Source organism: Kiritimatiellia bacterium (assembly GCA_028715905.1).
GTDB lineage: Bacteria > Verrucomicrobiota > Kiritimatiellia > JAAZAB01 > JAAZAB01 > JAQUQV01.
Genome location: JAQUQV010000007.1, coordinates 1 through 16,028 on the forward strand (window position 1 = coordinate 1; position 16,028 = coordinate 16,028).

At 56.9% G+C, this 16,028-nt stretch carries 15 protein-coding genes and 1 tRNA gene; 7 read left to right on the top strand and 9 right to left on the bottom strand.

What is annotated here, in order from left to right; translation table 11 throughout:
- The coding region (locus PHP98_02640; GenBank protein ID MDD5482540.1) for an ROK family protein at window positions 1–846 on the top strand (846 nt) is incomplete at its 5' end.
- Here the strand turns inward: PHP98_02640 and PHP98_02645 are convergent.
- The gene (locus PHP98_02645; protein MDD5482541.1) at window positions 821–1,789 is read right to left on the bottom strand and encodes a glycosyltransferase family 9 protein; all 969 of its coding nucleotides are present in this window, start codon (window positions 1,787–1,789) and stop codon (window positions 821–823) included. The genes PHP98_02640 and PHP98_02645 overlap by 26 nt on opposite strands.
- Window positions 1,790–2,026: 237 nt before the next feature.
- Here PHP98_02645 and PHP98_02650 point away from each other — a divergent pair, with 237 nt between their 5' ends.
- Together PHP98_02650 and PHP98_02655 are read left to right on the top strand one after the other, a co-directional pair.
- On the top strand, window positions 2,027–3,160 hold the full coding sequence (locus PHP98_02650; protein MDD5482542.1) for a Gfo/Idh/MocA family oxidoreductase: 1,134 nt from the start codon (window positions 2,027–2,029) through the stop codon (window positions 3,158–3,160).
- A gap of 32 nt (window positions 3,161–3,192) precedes the next feature.
- Window positions 3,193–4,611: an undecaprenyl-phosphate glucose phosphotransferase gene (locus tag PHP98_02655; protein ID MDD5482543.1), complete on the top strand. Its 1,419-nt coding sequence runs from the start codon at window positions 3,193–3,195 to the stop codon at window positions 4,609–4,611.
- Window positions 4,612–4,820: 209 nt separating this feature from the next.
- Here the strand turns inward: PHP98_02655 and PHP98_02660 are convergent, their stop codons facing one another.
- Entirely contained in the window at window positions 4,821–5,528 is a 708-nt protein-coding gene (locus tag PHP98_02660) for a PqiC family protein (protein ID MDD5482544.1), read from the bottom strand.
- A 292-nt stretch (window positions 5,529–5,820) separates the two neighbouring features.
- Between PHP98_02660 and PHP98_02665 the strand changes: the two genes are divergently transcribed.
- On the top strand, window positions 5,821–6,837 hold the full coding sequence (locus PHP98_02665; protein ID MDD5482545.1) for a UDP-3-O-acyl-N-acetylglucosamine deacetylase: 1,017 nt from the start codon (window positions 5,821–5,823) through the stop codon (window positions 6,835–6,837).
- Between the two features lie 39 nt (window positions 6,838–6,876).
- On the top strand, window positions 6,877–7,674 hold the full coding sequence (budA, locus tag PHP98_02670; protein MDD5482546.1) for an acetolactate decarboxylase: 798 nt from the start codon (window positions 6,877–6,879) through the stop codon (window positions 7,672–7,674).
- 41 nt (window positions 7,675–7,715) lie between these two features.
- Here budA and PHP98_02675 read toward each other — a convergent pair whose 3' ends face one another.
- Genes PHP98_02675 through PHP98_02685 form a run of 3 tightly spaced genes read right to left on the bottom strand, consistent with a single transcriptional unit; the run spans window position 7,716 to window position 9,884 of the window.
- Window positions 7,716–8,078, bottom strand: coding sequence for an STAS domain-containing protein (locus PHP98_02675; GenBank protein ID MDD5482547.1), 363 nt, complete (start codon window positions 8,076–8,078; stop codon window positions 7,716–7,718).
- The gene (locus tag PHP98_02680; GenBank protein MDD5482548.1) at window positions 8,071–8,610 is read right to left on the bottom strand and encodes an ATP-binding protein; all 540 of its coding nucleotides are present in this window, start codon (window positions 8,608–8,610) and stop codon (window positions 8,071–8,073) included. The genes PHP98_02675 and PHP98_02680 overlap by 8 nt, the downstream gene beginning before the upstream one ends.
- A gap of 59 nt (window positions 8,611–8,669) precedes the next feature.
- A complete protein-coding gene (locus tag PHP98_02685) occupies window positions 8,670–9,884 on the bottom strand; it encodes a type II secretion system F family protein (protein ID MDD5482549.1) in 1,215 nt (404 codons plus the stop codon).
- Between the two features lie 365 nt (window positions 9,885–10,249).
- Between PHP98_02685 and PHP98_02690 the strand changes: the two genes are divergently transcribed.
- A complete protein-coding gene (locus tag PHP98_02690) occupies window positions 10,250–10,465 on the top strand; it encodes a hypothetical protein (GenBank protein ID MDD5482550.1) in 216 nt (71 codons plus the stop codon).
- A gap of 144 nt (window positions 10,466–10,609) precedes the next feature.
- Here PHP98_02690 and PHP98_02695 read toward each other — a convergent pair whose 3' ends face one another.
- Both PHP98_02695 and PHP98_02700 read right to left on the bottom strand, forming a co-directional pair.
- Window positions 10,610–11,458: an SDR family oxidoreductase gene (locus PHP98_02695; protein MDD5482551.1), complete on the bottom strand. Its 849-nt coding sequence runs from the start codon at window positions 11,456–11,458 to the stop codon at window positions 10,610–10,612.
- A 15-nt stretch (window positions 11,459–11,473) separates the two neighbouring features.
- Window positions 11,474–11,968 (bottom strand): hypothetical protein, encoded by a 495-nt coding sequence (locus tag PHP98_02700; GenBank protein MDD5482552.1) that lies wholly within the window; start codon window positions 11,966–11,968, stop codon window positions 11,474–11,476.
- A 106-nt stretch (window positions 11,969–12,074) separates the two neighbouring features.
- On the opposite strand from PHP98_02700, the gene PHP98_02705 reads away from it, so the two are divergent.
- Window positions 12,075–12,148: transfer RNA gene (locus PHP98_02705), tRNA-Pro, on the top strand.
- A gap of 155 nt (window positions 12,149–12,303) precedes the next feature.
- On the opposite strand, the gene PHP98_02710 is transcribed toward PHP98_02705, so the two are convergent.
- A complete protein-coding gene (locus PHP98_02710; protein MDD5482553.1) occupies window positions 12,304–13,887 on the bottom strand; it encodes a GspE/PulE family protein in 1,584 nt (527 codons plus the stop codon).
- Window positions 13,888–13,923: 36 nt separating this feature from the next.
- On the bottom strand, window positions 13,924–15,975 hold the full coding sequence (gspD, locus tag PHP98_02715; protein ID MDD5482554.1) for a type II secretion system secretin GspD: 2,052 nt from the start codon (window positions 15,973–15,975) through the stop codon (window positions 13,924–13,926).
- Window positions 15,976–16,028: the final 53 nt, after the last annotated feature.

Here is a 16,028-nt window from a genome sequence, read left to right on the forward strand (position 1 = left end):
CCGCGGGGGCACAACGACCCGCAGTATCATTTTGACGAAATCATGGCGGCCCTGAAAAAAGCCGCCGGTTATCTGCCGCGCGTTGACGCCATCGGCGGTTCGGCCGCCGGGATTTACGTCAATAACAGCGTGCGCATCGCCTCGCTCTTCCGCGGCGTTCCCAGGGATTTGTTTGAGAAAAAAATCCGCGGTCTCTTCGGCGATATTAAGACGGCATGGAATAATATTCCTTTTGAAGTCATTAACGACGGCGAGGTAACCGCCCTGGCCGGCTCAATGTCCCTGAACGTGAATCGCATTCTCGGCATTGCGATGGGGTCCAGCCTGGCGGCCGGATACGTTGACCGCCAGGGGAACGTGGTCGGCTGGCTGGACGAGCTGGCCTTCGCCCCGGTTGATTATAACCCGGCGGCTCCCGTGGACGAATGGTCGGGCGATTACGGCTGCGGCGCCATGTATTTTTCGCAGGTGGCCGTCAACCGCCTGGCCGCCAAGGCCGGCATCCAGCTTGACGAAAAGCGGACATTAGCCGAGCGGCTCAAAGACGTGCAGGCCAAAGTCAATGCCGGCGACCGGAACGCCGTGAAAATATTTGAAACAATCGGCGTCTATTTCGGATGCACAATCGCCCATTACGCCGATTTCTATGATTTGGAAAACATCCTGATCCTCGGACGAGTTACCTCGGGTAAAGGCGGCGATATCCTCATTAAAACCGCCGAGGAAACTCTGAAATCCGAATTTCCGGAACTGACCGGGAAAATCCGTCTGGTTGTTCCCGACGAGGCCAGCCGGCGGGTGGGGCAGGCGATTGCCGCGGCTAGTCTGCCGCAGGTACAGGGCTGAATAATTTTGTTTTCAAGGCGGAAAAGACGCTTTCAACGGTAATCCCGCGGAAGCGTTCTGCGCCGGATGCTTGGCCTCTCATTATCAGCACGTTCTTCCCGCGCGGCGACCAGACGGCCGGGTCGGTCGGACCGAAAATCGCGACCACCGGGATCCCCAGGGCGGCCGCCAGGTGGGTGACGCCCGAATCGTTTCCGGCAAACCCACGCGCCGCGGAAAGGACGGAGGCCGTTTCCATAAGGGGCGGATTGACGAGCGTTTTGCATTCCGGAAATAATTTCAGAATTGAAGCAACCGCCTCTCCATCCGCCTCGCCGCCGATGACCAGGGGCGCGAGTTCCGTTTCATCCGCGATTCTTTTTGCCAGGGCGGCGTATTTTTCGCCTGCCCAGTTTTTGGCGGGCGAGCCGCTGCCGGGGTGAATAATGAAAACGTCTTTTCCGCCGGTTGCATGCCGCAGGCGTTGCCGCGCGTTTTTTTTCAGATAATCCGGCCAGGCCGGCAAAACCGGCGGGTCTTCCGGGGCGTTTATGGCCGGGGAAACGCGCCGGAAAGCATCTTTGATTGCCGCCATGAAATGGTCCGCGGCATGGCCCTTTTTTACAAGCGGGGAAACCGAAATCACCCGTTTCCCGCCGGAGGAAACAAGATTACGGCGTAAAACCGCGTCGGGGTCGTGCAGAAAGGAAATAATCAAGTCAAAAGAGCGGATATATTCTTGCTCCGCCGGCGGCAGCGGTGATTCATCCTGGAAATAAAACGCCATGCCGGCCGAATCAAGCGGTTTGATGCTGTCAATGATCCCCGTTATCATGGCCAGCTGGGCGTGCTTTTCATGGGCGGCCAGTTCAATGCGGGCGCGGGGACAGCGTTGGCGCAAGGCGGCGATGGCGGGAAGGGTCAGGATGAAATCCCCCAGCGCCCCGCCGCGCATGACCAGCATTTTCGGTTTTCTCTCCGCGCTATCGTGACAAACGGTCATGGGAACATGATACTATTTATTGAAAATCCGGGAAGCATTTTTCACGGGGCGCTCGCCCCGCCGGTTTCCCGGATTTTTCCCGCGTTGTCTTGACAAACCGGCCCGGGAAACATTATTCTTCGGCGAATGAAGACACAGTAACAAAACAGAGCGCCGCCATTCAACGGTATCCAGCGGCAATATAAACAGGGAGCGTTTATGAAAACAGATGCGGAGCGGAAATCGGCGATCAGGAAAAACGGCGTGGTTCGTTTCGGAGTGGTGGGGGTGGGCGGAATGGGGATGGGGCATTGCCTGGCGGTCAAAAAAGTGCCCCGCGCCAAACTGACGGCGGTCTGCGACGTTAATTTTGCCGCTGCCGAAAAAGCGGCGCGCGAACTTGGCGCGCAGGCTTTTGGCGATCACCGCGCCCTCATCAAAAGCGGACTCTGCGACGTCGCGGTGATTGCCACTCCGCATCCTTTCCATCCGCCGGCGGCGATTGACTGTATGAAGGCCAGACTGCATGTGATTTCAGAAAAACCGCTTTCGGAACGGTTGTCTACCGCCGAGCGGATGGTCCGGACCGCCGAGAAGAACGGCGTGGCTTTTGCCGTTATGTTCCAGCGCCGCTTTGAGCCGGCGGTGCGCAAAGCCATGGAATTAATCCGCGCCGGGGAAATCGGCAACATCTACCGGGCGGTCCTGATCTCTCCGGAATTCCGTTCGCAGCGCTACTATGATTCCGGGACGTGGCGGGCGACCTGGCGCGGCGAGGGCGGCGGGGTTATGATGAATCAGTCGCCGCATATCATGGACCTCTTTATCCAGATGGCGGGGATGCCGGAGGAAGTATTCGGCAATATCGCCACCCGCATGCACCGGATTGAAGTGGAAGACGAGGCCGCGGCCATGCTGCGCTATCCAAACGGCGGCATCGGCTATTTATATTGCTCCACCATTGAAGCCGGGCCGGGACAGATGATTGAAATTTTCGGCGACAAGGGCAAACTGGTCTGGCGCAACGGCGCCTTGTCTTTTTACCGGTTCCGGCCCGCCATCGGACGGGCGATAAAAAATTCCCGCAAATGGTGCGGCATTGAGGCTCTTGAAAAAAAAATGAAACTGGATGATAAACCCGGCGGGCCTGTCTGCGTCCACGGCAACATGGTGCGTCATTTGTTGCGCGGCGAAAAACTGGTTACGCCGGGCGCGAGCGGCGTGGCCTCGCTGGAACTGGCCAATGCGATCACGCTTTCCTCGTTTGAAAAGCGCTGGATCAAAATACCGATCAGCCGCCGGAAGTATGACCGCTTGCTTGCCTCGCTCCGCCGGAAATCCGGCGGTATATAGGGCGGCAGATTCCAACGGCGGCGGAATAATTTATGCGCGTTAAAGACACATCCGACGTTCTGGCAAGCTGTGCGGCCGTGGCCGGCGACGCCCTGGCCGTTTTCACCGGATTCATTCTGGCGACCTGGCTGCGTTTTGACAGCGGCGTTATTCTTCTGTTCCACGACGCGCCGCCGGCCAACCTTTACCTTGTATATTCAAAGGCGGCGGCGCTTGCCGTGCTCCTTTTCGTGTTCATTTTCCACTCGCTTGATCTTTACGCGCGGCCGCAGAGCGGCGGCTTCGGCGACAAAATCCCCCGCCTGATTCGCGCCACGGGACTCGGCATTCTCCTGAGCGCGGCGCTCGCCTTTGCCATCCGCACCGAGCCGCCTTTTTCGCGGATCACGGTATTGCTGGCGTTTATTACCGTCGGATTGTGCGTTTTGCTTGAGCGTTATCTGCTTTTCCGCTGGGAATTGTTCATGGCGCGCCGGCGTTCAAGGGTCAACCAGGTTATTATCATCGGCACCAATTCCATCGCGGCGCGGTTGCGGAAAACCCTCCATAACGAGCCGCGGCTCGGCGCGCGGGTCGTCGGTTTTTTCCGGTCTTTTCCCGTAGCGCCCGTGCATCCTTCCATCAGCGCCGATGATATCAAGGGTGGGCTGGGCGATCTGAAAGCGTTTATTGAAAAAAAACATGTTGATCAAATCATCCTCGCCGATATGGCCGTCGGCACGGAGCGCATGATTGAACTGATATTGCTTTGCGAACAGTCCCTGATCGCCTTCAACCTCGTGCCGGACCTCTTTCATATTCTCACCGGCGGCGTTGACATGCAGGCGATTGACGACATACCGCTTCTGGGCGTGAGCCGCTGGCCGCTGGATAATTTCTGGAACCGGCTGGTAAAACGCGCGGCGGACATGGTCGGTGCCGCTGCGGGGCTGGCGTTGTTTGCGCCGGTGCTGCTGGTCCTGGCCTTTCTGATCAAGCGCAGTTCGCCGGGGCCGGCCTTTTTCCGCCAGGAACGCTGCGGCGAAGGCGGCCGGAAGTTTCAGATGATTAAATTCCGCACGATGCGCGTTGACGCCGAGTCCGCGACCGGGCCGGTCTGGGCCGTGGAAAACGATCCGCGGCGCACCAAAATCGGCGTCTTCCTGCGGCGTTACAACCTGGATGAACTGCCGCAATTGTGGAACGTTCTCCGGGGCGAAATGAGCCTGGTGGGGCCGCGCCCCGAGCGTCCGTTTTTCGTGGAGCAGTTCAAGGAGGATATCAACCGCTATATGTGGCGGCACGTTTCAAAGCCGGGCATTACCGGCTGGGCGCAGGTGAACGGGCTGCGGGGCAACACCGACATCGGCGAGCGGATCAAATATGATCTTTATTACCTTGAGCACTGGTCGCTGGCTTTTGATTTCAAGATCCTGCTGAAAACCTTTTTGAACCGGGAAAATGCTTATTGATCGGGAGCAGTATTTTTCGCTCCTCACGTCTTTCGCCGGCGGCCAATGCCCGCTTGAGCGAAAACGAATGTTGCGCGATTTTTGTGCAATATTCGGGGTTCAGAATGCACGCTCTGCGCGGAAACGCGGGCTGATCCGCCCTTTGCGTGGAATATAGCGAACCGTTTGAAGCGGATAAACCCGTTGTTCGGCGGCGCGGCCGGCGTTTTTTATTCCGTTTTTGGCGGCGCTGTCCGCGCGGCAAGCTCCCCTGCAATTTCAGCGCTCAAAGATTCGCAGACCGCGCTCAGCGCCCCGGCCAGGCCGCGATAATCATGGGGAGCGATCGCATGGCGGAACAAAGATTTTTTCATAAGCGCCAGTTTTTCTTCGGCGGGGTTGATCACCGACCATTGCGCGGCAAAAACCATCTCCCCGTCCAATTGGCATTCCAGCCGGGTTACGTTCACGAGCACCTGGTATTTCAGCGGCACGGCGGCGTTGCCGGGGAGCATTTCAATGTTGGCCCGCGGGAGCATGACGGAAAGGTTTTCCGTCAGCACCCGGGAAAGCGCCGCGTCCAGGGATTCTCCCCAGCGGTCAAACTGGGCAAAGGAAAGCGTTCCGTCCTGATTATGCGTGACAATCTGGGGGCGGTCCATGTATTCCGGTATTTTTACGGGGCTGACTCCGATGATGGTTTCCGGCGCAATGTCAAATTTACGGGTGTTTTTCCCATCGTCCGCCGCGCGGAGCGCATAGAAGCGCGGGACGGGGGTGTTGGCGACCGAGAGACATCCGGGCAGGGCGGCAATAAAAACCAAGCCGGCGATGATTCTGCCGAAAACGGCCGTTTTTTTTAGTTTTTCCGGGAACCCCTGTTCCATATCAGGTGCCGCCGGGGAGACTTTTGAATGCATCCATCCTTTTTTTTTCATTTTATCCTCCTTCATGAACGAACTCGCAGGTTATTGGCCTTCCGGCGGAATGGCGAAAGCGCCGGTAATTTTTATTTTTAAATGTGCATAACGTCAAATCAGAAGGATTCATCGTATGTTACCACAATCAACAATGACGCTGGGGTCGGTTTGTTTGAAAGTATAATTGCTTAACATTAACGGACAAGATTTAAATTCCCGTGCTCTGCCGCCGCTTTCCTAACAAATTGCTTGCATTTGCTGGTTGGCGGCGTAATCTTGCGGACATTAATTATCACCGGAGAAAATTGACGTGGAAAACGCGCCGTACGGAAAAATCATAGCCGGCAGCGGGGAGGCTGTCCGCCGCGCTTACGATTCTTTTTTAACGCAGCCGGTGGATCAGGTTGTCGGCACCGGGCAGGGCGACCTGGAGGACGAGCGCCAATGCACGATTGCCCGGCCGGTTTCCGTTACGGGACCCGGCACATTTTTCAGGCGCGCGGCCCGTACGCTGATTTTTGAGCCGGCGGCGGAACAGGGCTGGTGGTTTGAAAGAACCGACCTCCCGCGGGATTTGCCGACGGCTGTTTCCGTGCGCAACGTGTGGACCACCGCGCGCAATATTGTTTTACGCAGCGGGTCTCCGCACAATTACATGCGCATGGTTGAGCATATCATTGCCCTGAAGCTCGGCCTGGGAATAGACAACCTGCTTATCAAGGCCGCCTCCGGCGATCCGCCGCTTTTTGACCGCGGCAGCATGGACATCGTGGAAGCCCTGGAAAGCGCCGGCACCCGGGAACAAAAAGCGCCGGTGGCTTATGTTACCGTCAAGGAAACCGTAACAATCGGCGGTGAAAACGGCGGTTTCCTGACTTTCATTCCGCACGCCGGCGCCGCGAGGAAACTCACCATGGACTGCGCCATTGATTTCAAGAATGCCATCGGAAAGCAGCGGGTGCAATTTGACCTGACCAAAAAGCTGTTCCGCGCCAAGGCCCTGGCCCGCACCAATACCACGACGGCCATGAAACTATACTGCCTGACCGTCGGCCAATTGTTCGCCGATATAAGGAATATGGGGTACACCAGCCGCAACATCCTGATCGCCGGCAAAAAGCGCTACCTGAACGCGCCGCGCCTCATGCAGAACGGCAAATCGCTGGAGGCGGTTTGGCACAGGGCCGTCATGGATTTACTCGCGGCCGTCGCTTTGATTGACCGCGGCCGGTTCATCGGCCGGATTAATTCCTATAAATCCGGGCATGCCCTGGATGCGGACATGGTCCGGTTGCTTTACAAGCATGACCTGCTGACGCCGGTTTGATTAAATGTGATTCATGTGGGCAATTTCCCGGGGGCAAAAATGAAACCATTGTTACGCTTTTTATGGCTATGCGTATTTCTCGGCGGCGTTGCCCGCCCGGCATGCTGCGGCGGGGATGAGCGCGACATGATTTTCCAGACGGCGCCTTTTCAGAGCCTGAACAAAGGCGTCTATGACGGCTTGATTTCATACGCCGTTCTGAAGGATTGCGGCGATTTCGGGCTGGGAACTTTCAACGCGCTGGACGGGGAAATGGTTTGCGTGGACGGCGTCTTTTACCAGATCAGGGCCGACGGCAAATCCGGGCCGGTGCCGGACGCGGTTTTGACGCCCTTTGCAATGCTGACTTTTTTTGACGAGGACCGGCGGATAGAGGCCGTCAATGCCGGAAGTCTGGCGGAACTTTGCCGGATTATTGACCGCAGCCGGCCGACGAAAAATCTGTTTTATGCCCTGCGTGTGGACGGCCGCTTTGACTATCTTAAATTACGCAGCGTGCCGCCCCAGAAAAAACCATATCCTTCCCTGGCGGAGGCGCTGAAGGGGCAAACCGTTTTTGAATACAAGAACATAACGGGCACGCTGGCGGGATTCTGGTCGCCCTCGTTTGCGGAAAAAATCGGCGTTCCGGGCTATCATTTCCACTTTATTTCCAGGGAGAAAAACATCGGCGGACACGCGCTTGACCTCCGGTTTCACGGCCTCAACGTCCGCATGGACCGTTGCGCGGGATTAACCGTTGTTACTCCGGAAAACGGGGATTATTTCAGCGCGGATTTGGAAGAGTCCAAGACCGCAACGCAAAACGCGCACGACCCGGCAAGCGCAAATCCTTGAAGTTTTCGCGCTTTGCGGGTTTGCGCGCCGGTCTTTCCGCGCTATTGCCTGACCGCAAGTTCCGCCAGGGCCTTGCCTTCGCTTGCGTAAATTTTGAATAACTTGTCCAGGCCGGTTATGGCAAAACCTTCCTTGATGAGCGGCGCCAGACCGTAAAAAGCGATCCGGGATTTTTTTTCATTCGCCTTTTTGCCGGCCGCGATGAAGGAGCGGAAAAACACGCTGGAAATTCTGGCCACCGCCCCCATGTCTATCAAAAGGGCGGGCGCGTCCTCGTCAATCCTGGCGCAGAGGCGGCGGGTAAGTTCCTCGGCCAAGCCCGGCTCTATCAGGCGCTGGTTGACGATATGCAGAATAAGAACTCCCTGCCGGTTTTCTTCCATTAACAGGACGGATTCACTCATTTTTTTTATCTCCGATGTGTTTTACAAGCACAAGATGGTTGTGGTTGCCGATCCTGCGGTAATGTGTTTCGTCCATCATCTTGCGCACGAGGTGAACGCCCAGTCCGCCGATCGGCCTTTCATCTATGCCGGCGGTTATGTCGGGGGCTGGTATGAGTAATGGATTAAAAGCAAGGCCGGCATCGGTGATTTCAACCAGAATGCGGTCATCCCGGCGTTCAATGGTCAGGCCGAGTTTGCCTTTGGCGTTCGGATAGGCATAGAGGATGACGTTGGTAACCGCCTCGTCAACGGCAACGCAGATATGTCCGCGGTATTTGCCCCGGATACCAAGCGCGTTGAGGGCGCTCTCCACAAAATCGGCGATTTGCTGAAGGTGTCTGGTATCGGCGGGGGTTTCCAAGGTAAATTTCGCCGTTGTTGAATTGCCCCGGTTATGCGTCTTTGTGCAGACGGTATTATTGTTCATGACCATCGGTTTTGCCGAGTAAAAAAGCATATTGCGCGGGGTGCCGTTCACTCCCTGTTTCAATGTGAATGCGTCAACCAGATTAGCCCAATCGCATCGGTCTGGCAAGTTTATCCGGTCTTTTACATCAATTGACGGTTCAGCGTCAGGATCGGCAGTAGAATTGAAATTACCACCAGCAGGACAAAACCGCCCACCAGCAGAATAAGCGCCGGTTCCAGCCATGCCATGAATCTTGCCAGTTGTTGTTCCCACTGGCTCTGGTAGCGTTCTTCGGCGTTTTTCAGCATCTGTTCCAGCGCGCCGGTATTCTCGCCGATTTGAATAACGCCGGCCAGAAGTTTCCCGAGGGGATCAATGCGCGCGACCGCTTCCGAAAGAACGGCGCCGTTCCGGACCGCTTCCGCCTCGCGCCGGCACTGGGCTTGAATTGAACAGCTTCCGGTCGTTTCCCCCGCCAGCCGGACGCTTTCAACGAGCGGCAGTCCTCCGTGCAGGAGAAGCGCCAAAGTCCGCGCAAAGCGCAGAGCGCTCAGGGTCGCATAGCACCGGCCGATGAAAGGCAGGCGGAAAATTCTGCTGTCCAGCGCCTGTTTCAGTTCAGTCCGGCCCGTTATCACGCGCCAGGCAATAAAACCCGCCGCGGCGGATACGAGCAGCAGCGCGGGCCCCCATTTTGCCAGCATGTTTCCGATGGCGAGCATAATCCTCGTGACCAGCGGCAGGGCAATGTTCATTTCCGCCGATAAAACATGCGTCAGGCGCGGCATGGCGAAGCCGAGCAGTCCGACGGCGATGATAATCGCCAGGATGACAATGATGGCCGGATAAATCAGCGCCGTGGCGATCCGCTCGCGCAGCCGGGTTTCCGCCGTCATGAAATCCGCCATGTTCCTGAGCGCCCACTCCAGTTCTCCGGATTTTTCCCCGGCCGCAATAAAGGATGTTTCCGCCGGCTGAATAGCGCGGCCGATGCCGGCCAGCGCCTCGGCCAGCGAACGTCCCTCCCGGATTTTATCGCGGATGGCCGCAATTTTTGTCCGCGGCGCGGTTAACTCGGGAGAGCGGAGCATTATTTCCAGCGCCGACGCGAGCGGCAGTCCCGCGCGCAGCAACGAGGCGAGTTCGCCGTAAAAAACCGCCCGGGCGGCGCGGGGGAAGGAATTTCGCGGACGGAAAGATTTTTCGCTCTGCGCCGGATCCGCCGGAGAAACGGTTTCGGCCAGGACTCCGCCGCCGGCGAGTTTTTCGCGCGCCTGCTTTTTATCCAGCGCCTCAATCAATCCCTTCCGCGTTTTGCCGGCGGTGTCATAGCCCGTGTATTCAAAAGTTTTCATAAAGCTTTGTGTTGAATAATATCATTTATTACACTCGGGAGACAATATGAATATCGCGGAGGTTTATTCCTGAATTTTGCACGCGAAGCGCGCAAAATTCACCCGAATGGCCGCCACGTGAGTCGCGTTCCACGTGCCAACGTGGTCACGTGATGATGCGCCCGTAATAACGGGCGCAAACGGCGTGCCGCCGCGTTGCGGCCTACGCCGCTCACGCGGGGTTAACCACGTTGGTTTTTGAAATAACCAAATGGGTTATTTCGAAAACTTCACGTCTTTCGCTGGCGGGCAATGCCCGCCTGAGCGAAAGCGAATAACCGACGACCTGCGTGTGCTGTCAGTAATCTGGATGCCGCTGATCTGGGATGGGTGAAACAATTATTCCAGACTGGAATCACCCAGTAATCATATTTTGCTTGAATCAACCGCGGCGCGGGCATAAACTGCAAGCTTTTGCCGTGAAATCAATTTTTGTTTTCGTGAAGCTCTCCGCGGCAAGACTGGTGAAATCTGCCGGGTGTTTTTGTGCTTTTGAATTCCATGAAAAAGAAAATGTTTCCGACGTTTCGATTAAAGAATGATAAAGGTTCTTGTCAAAGGATTGAGTATGATCCAAATCAGCCGCCTATGCCGCCGGGGTGGATTGAAAAAGTTATGGCGGAGATACGCAAAATAGGGCCGTTGCGTAAATCTTGAACGATAAGAGAACCGGCTGAATGCGCTTGTTACACCCCGCAGAACGACCCGAATCCGCCGTCAATCGCCAGGCTGCTTCCGGTTACGAATGATGCGGAGGGCGAACACAGATACGCGATCCCGCCCAGCAGTTCTTCGGGCCGGCCGTATCTTTTCATCGGCGTGCCGCCGAGAATGTCCGAGCCGCGCGAAGCGGTCAGGATGCCGGGCGTTTTATTTATCAAATCGGCGTTCTGCAGGGTGGGGAAGAAACCGGGGCGGATTTCATTGACCCTGATTTTCGGCGAATGGTTCATGGCCATGTCGGCCGCGAGCCATTTTGTGAAATTGCTTATGCCGGCCTTGGCGGCGGAATATGCCGGGGTGCGGCTCAGAGGGGTGTCGGCGCTCATGGAGGAGGTGTTGATGATGACGCCCTCGGACTGCTTGATCATCGCGCGCGCGAAAATCATGGAGGGGATCACGGTTCCGATAATGTTCAGCTCAAAAACGAAACGAATTCCGTCCGCGGTTAGATCGGTGAAATTAAATCCTTCTTCCTTCTTGGTGATCGCTTTGGGATGATTTCCGCCCGCCCCGTTGATGAGGATGTCCACGCGGTTGTATTTGGCGAGGATTTCGTCGCAGGCCTTTTGCACGCTTTCTGATTGCAGGACGTTGACTTCCAGACCGACGGCCTCGCCGCCGTCTTTCAGAATATCATCCGCGGTCTTTTGCGCTTCGTTCAGTCTTAAATCCATGGCGGCGATTTTAACGCCCATTTCGGCCAGCCCCCGGGCGACCGCGCCGAAAAGCACCCCGCCGGCGCCGGTAACGGCCGCCACCTTTCCTTTCAGCGAAAACATCTCGTTCAATTTCTTATCGGTATTGCAGCTCATGTGGTCAGTCTCCGTTTATATTGTTTTATCCTTTGCGGCGGTTTCAGCGCCGCCCGCTGCCCGCTTGCGCTTCAAACGTTTGCGGTATTCGGCGGCGCCGTAAAAATGTTTGCCCGAGAAACCATGCAGCATGCGATAGGAAAGGAAATAAGCCAGCCGGCTGTGGTCGTTGAAGAAATGATCCAGCAGCAGGTGGACGAGCAGGCCGATGCCGGCTCCGATCGCGACCGGCTGCCAGTCTACCAGCCACAGGAGCGCCAGATAAATAACGACAAATTCCCAGGAATGAAGAAAAACAAAGATATTTTCAAAGGCCTCGTATTCAAACGCCTTGAACAAATGCCTGATCCTGATCCGCCCCCCGTAATTGATGGCGTAATCAATTAAATGGTCTATATCCAGGAAAACGCCGGTGGCGAAACAGGCCGCCGCCGCGGTGAACGAGCGGAAAACCACCCAGACCAGCGCCGAAACGCAGAGCGAAATCACGACATGATACTGTAGCTTCATTGCGATTATTCTATGGTTTTTCTCCCGTTGCGTCCAGATAAAATATTGCAGAGATATTAATTTGACTGTTTGATTATATCCGCTATCCTTGTTTGTCACTTCTTATCGGGGTGTAGCGCAGACTGGTAGCGCGTTTGGTTCGGGACCAAAAGGTCGAGGGTTCAAATCCCTCCGCCCCGATACACTTCCCCGGTAAAACAAGTGTGGGCAGAACCACCGCCGTCGTTGGCGGCGGCGTTTCTTTATTCGCCGGCGGCTGCTGCTGGGAATGCCCGGCCAGCAGTTTCATCCAGCGCCACAGATTATACGCCAGCATGATGGTCAATCAGGCATGATTAACCCGCGCGGCCCATTGCGCGCAATACTTCCTGCGGGGAGGTTTCGCCGGCAAGCATTTTTTCCAGGCCGTCATCCAGCATGGTTTTCATCCCCTGTTTCCGGCCCAGAGCGCGGAGCGCGGCGGTATTGGCGTGTTCCGCTCGGATTGTTTCCGCAAGTTCGGGGGTTATTTCCATCAGTTCAAAAAGCCCGGTCCGGCCGTGAAAACCATCGCGGCAATCATGGCATCCCTTTGGAATCCAGGCTGGTTTCCCGGCGAGCTGTGCCGCGCCTGCTCCAAAACCGGCAGCTTCTTCCGGCGCTAACGGTGTCCGGACTTTGCAGGCCCGGCATAATCGCCGCACGAGACGCTGGGCGATGGCCGCCCGCAGTGAAGCGGCGCAAAGATAGGGGGGAATGCCCATATCGGTCAATCTGGTTACGGCGCTGGGCGCGTCGTTGGTGTGCAGGGTGCTGAAAACGATGTGGCCGGTCAGGGAGGCGCGGATGGCTATCTCCGCCGTTTCCAGGTCGCGGATTTCTCCCACCAAAATGACGTCGGGATCCTGCCGCAGAATGTGCCTGAGTCCTCCGGCGAATGTCAGGCCGATTTTTGGTTTGACCTGCATCTGGCCGATATCGGCCAGTTGATATTCAACCGGGTCTTCAATCGTCAGGATATTGAGCCGGGTTTTGTCAAGCTGCTGAAGGGCCGCGTAAAGGGTGGTGGTTTTGCCGCTGCCCGTCGGCCCGCAAACCAGGATAATCCCGTTCGGTTCCTTGATTAAACGGTCAAAGTTTTCCATGAGGCCCCGTCCGAGGCCGAGGCCGGAGAGCGGTAGAAGTGTGGAACCGCGGTCCAGCAGGCGCAAAACAACCCTTTCGCCCTCGGCGATCGGAACGGTTGAAATACGGATATCTATTTCCCTTTTGCCGATATGCACCCGCGCCACTCCGTCCTGGGGGAGGCGCCTTTCGGCGATATCCATGTGGGCCATGACCTTCAGGCGCGAAACGAGGGCCAGTTCCATATGCTTCGGGGGTGAGACCTGCTCGTAAAGCAATCCGTCAATCCGGTAGCGGATTTTGAGGCGGGATTCATACGGCTCAATATGCACGTCGGAGGCCCTGGCCTTGACGGCTTCCAGCAGGATGAGGTTGATCAACTGGGTAACCGGGGCATTTTCAGCCATCTGCAGGAGGTCGTTGGCGGGCCGGCGGTCGGCCTCGGAGCCGGGCGCAGGACCGCGCAATTCGCGGATAAACTCGCCGGCCGTTTCCTTGCGGCGGAAATAACAACGCTCAATGGTGTTGAGGATGGTTTCCCTGGCGGCCAGCAGGGGGGTGAGTTCCCGATTGAGCAGAAGCTGCAACTGTTTCTGGGCGTTGATGTTTCCGGGATCGGCAACCAGGACGTGGAATTTATCGCCCTTTTTTACGGGAAGCATCTGGTGCGTGCGCGCCCATTCAACCGGCAGTTCGGCCACCAGAAGTGGATCCAGCATTTCATCCGGCACCTCGCTTATCAGTTCAAGATGAAATTGAGCGGCCAGTTGGCCGAGCCGTGAAACATCATCGGGTGAATTTTGATTGTTTTCCATAACTGATGCGCCGGCGGGCCGGCCGCCTTTGCGGCGCTATTCATCCTCCACCGGCTTTTCGGGCTGCATGCCTTCCAGCGCGGTGCGCGAGGTGATCTCCTGGTCAAGTTCCGCCCTTTTCAGCGCATTCGTGGTTGCGTGCGGCGTGACGAAGATAAGCAGATTGGTCCGCTCAATTTCCTCTTTCGTGTAGCGGAACAGGTATCCGAGCAGGGGAATTGAGCCGAGGATCGGGATTTTTGTTTCGCTGGCGATGTTGTCCTCGCGGATCAAGCCGCTGATGATGACCGTATCGCCGTCGGGCACGGTAATGGCGGTGGTTACCTCGCGCTTTGCAATCGTGGGGGTGAAGGCCTTGCCGTCGGTGGTCTGCTCAATAACCGCCTCTATGCTCGGATTGAGCTTCATCAGAATTTCGTTGTTCGGATTGACGTGCGGGGTAACCGTCAGCTTTATGCCGACGTCAAGGCGCTCAATGTTTTCAATATAATCGCGCGAGGTCCCCGATCCGCCCGCCACGGTTGATTTCAGCACGGGAATATTTTTGCCGATGGTAACGGTGGCCTGCTGGTTGTTCTGCGTCCAGAGCGGCAGGTTGGAAAGAATTTTCATTTTGCCTTTGCTCTTCAGGGCCACGATATTAAGCAGGGCCGGAATGCGCGCGACAACGTTGCCGTCGGCGTCCACGTAACTTCCTTTGGCGATTCCGAAGGTCAAGCCCTTGGGCACAACGCCGGACATCACTCTGGACATGAGGTCGCTGTCGCTTTCCGTGGGATTCATTCCGCCGAGCGCGATCGTGGACCCTTCGGACGGCGTTCCGGCCGCCATGAATTCCGCGCCCAGTTCCTTGCCTTTGGCAAGGGTCAGTTCGGCGATCATCACTTCCACCAGCACCTGCTGGGGCGGGTTATCCAGTTCGTCTATGAGTTGTTTGACCATCTCAAAATCCTGCGGCGCGGCATCAATCATCAGGGCGTTGTTCGCCAGGCTGGCTTCAATGGCGATGGTCTGGTTCTGGGGTTTGTCAACCCCGCGCGCCAGGAGCGCGGTCAGGCTTTTGGCGGCCTCGTCCGCCGCCAGGTATTTCAAATGAATGGCCTTCAGATGGCCGTGGCCTGATTTGGGCTCCACATCCATGCTGGCGATAATCCGTTTTATATCGGCCAGCTGGGCCGGAGTGCCGACCAGGATCAGGCTGTTGGAGTGGGGGGCGGCCACGATAATCGCGTCGCCGGGCACGGGCGTGGACGACGAATCCGCGGGGCGCGGCAGGCGTTGGCGGATACGGTCCCCGGCCGTTTCCGGCTTGGCGGGCGAGGACCCGGCCATGGCCTGGTTGAGTTCGCCCGCCATTTGGGCGGCAATGGCGTATCGCAGACGGTAGACCTCAATCACGCGCGCCATGCCCGGCTTGTCAATCTGCATGATAAGTTGCTCAATCCGGCGCAGATTATCGGCCGTATCGGTGATGATCAGATGGTTGGTGCTTTCCAGGAGGCCGATGGCGCCGGTCTTGCCCTGGTCAACCATTGGCTCAAGTATTTTTTTGATCTCGGAGGCGTTCAGGTGGGTAATGCGGAAAACCCTGGTAATCATGCCGGAATGAATGTTTTTTTCTCCCGCGCCGATTACCGGAGCGATCGGAGTCTGCCGCCGCTCGCGGGCCACGACATGCGAAATGCCGTCCTGTTCCACCACGGCGCAGCCGCCCGCCTCAAGAATGGAGAGAAAGAGCGGATAGACCTCGCCGAGCGGAATCTGCGGCGGGGTGATCACGGTAACCTTGCCGTCTATTTCCTTGTCAATGACGAATTTTTTGCCGGTCAGTTCCCCGACCAGCTTGACCAGAAATTTTATCTCCACCTGGTCAAAATTAAAATTGACGAAGGTGCCCGGCTGGCCGGCTTGGACTGCCGGTGAACCCGGACCGGGCGCCAACGCGGATGCCGCCGGGGGGTTCCCGGCGGGGAAAACGCCCGTCCCGGCGGAAGGCGGCGGATTTGTCTGCGCCGCCAACGGCGCGGCCAGCATAATAACGGCGGCAAAGCCCGCGATAAACCGGAGCGGATGAAAAAAATTAATCATTGCGCATTATTCTTATCCCATTTTCAATTGACGCCGTCAATACGAAACAGAAC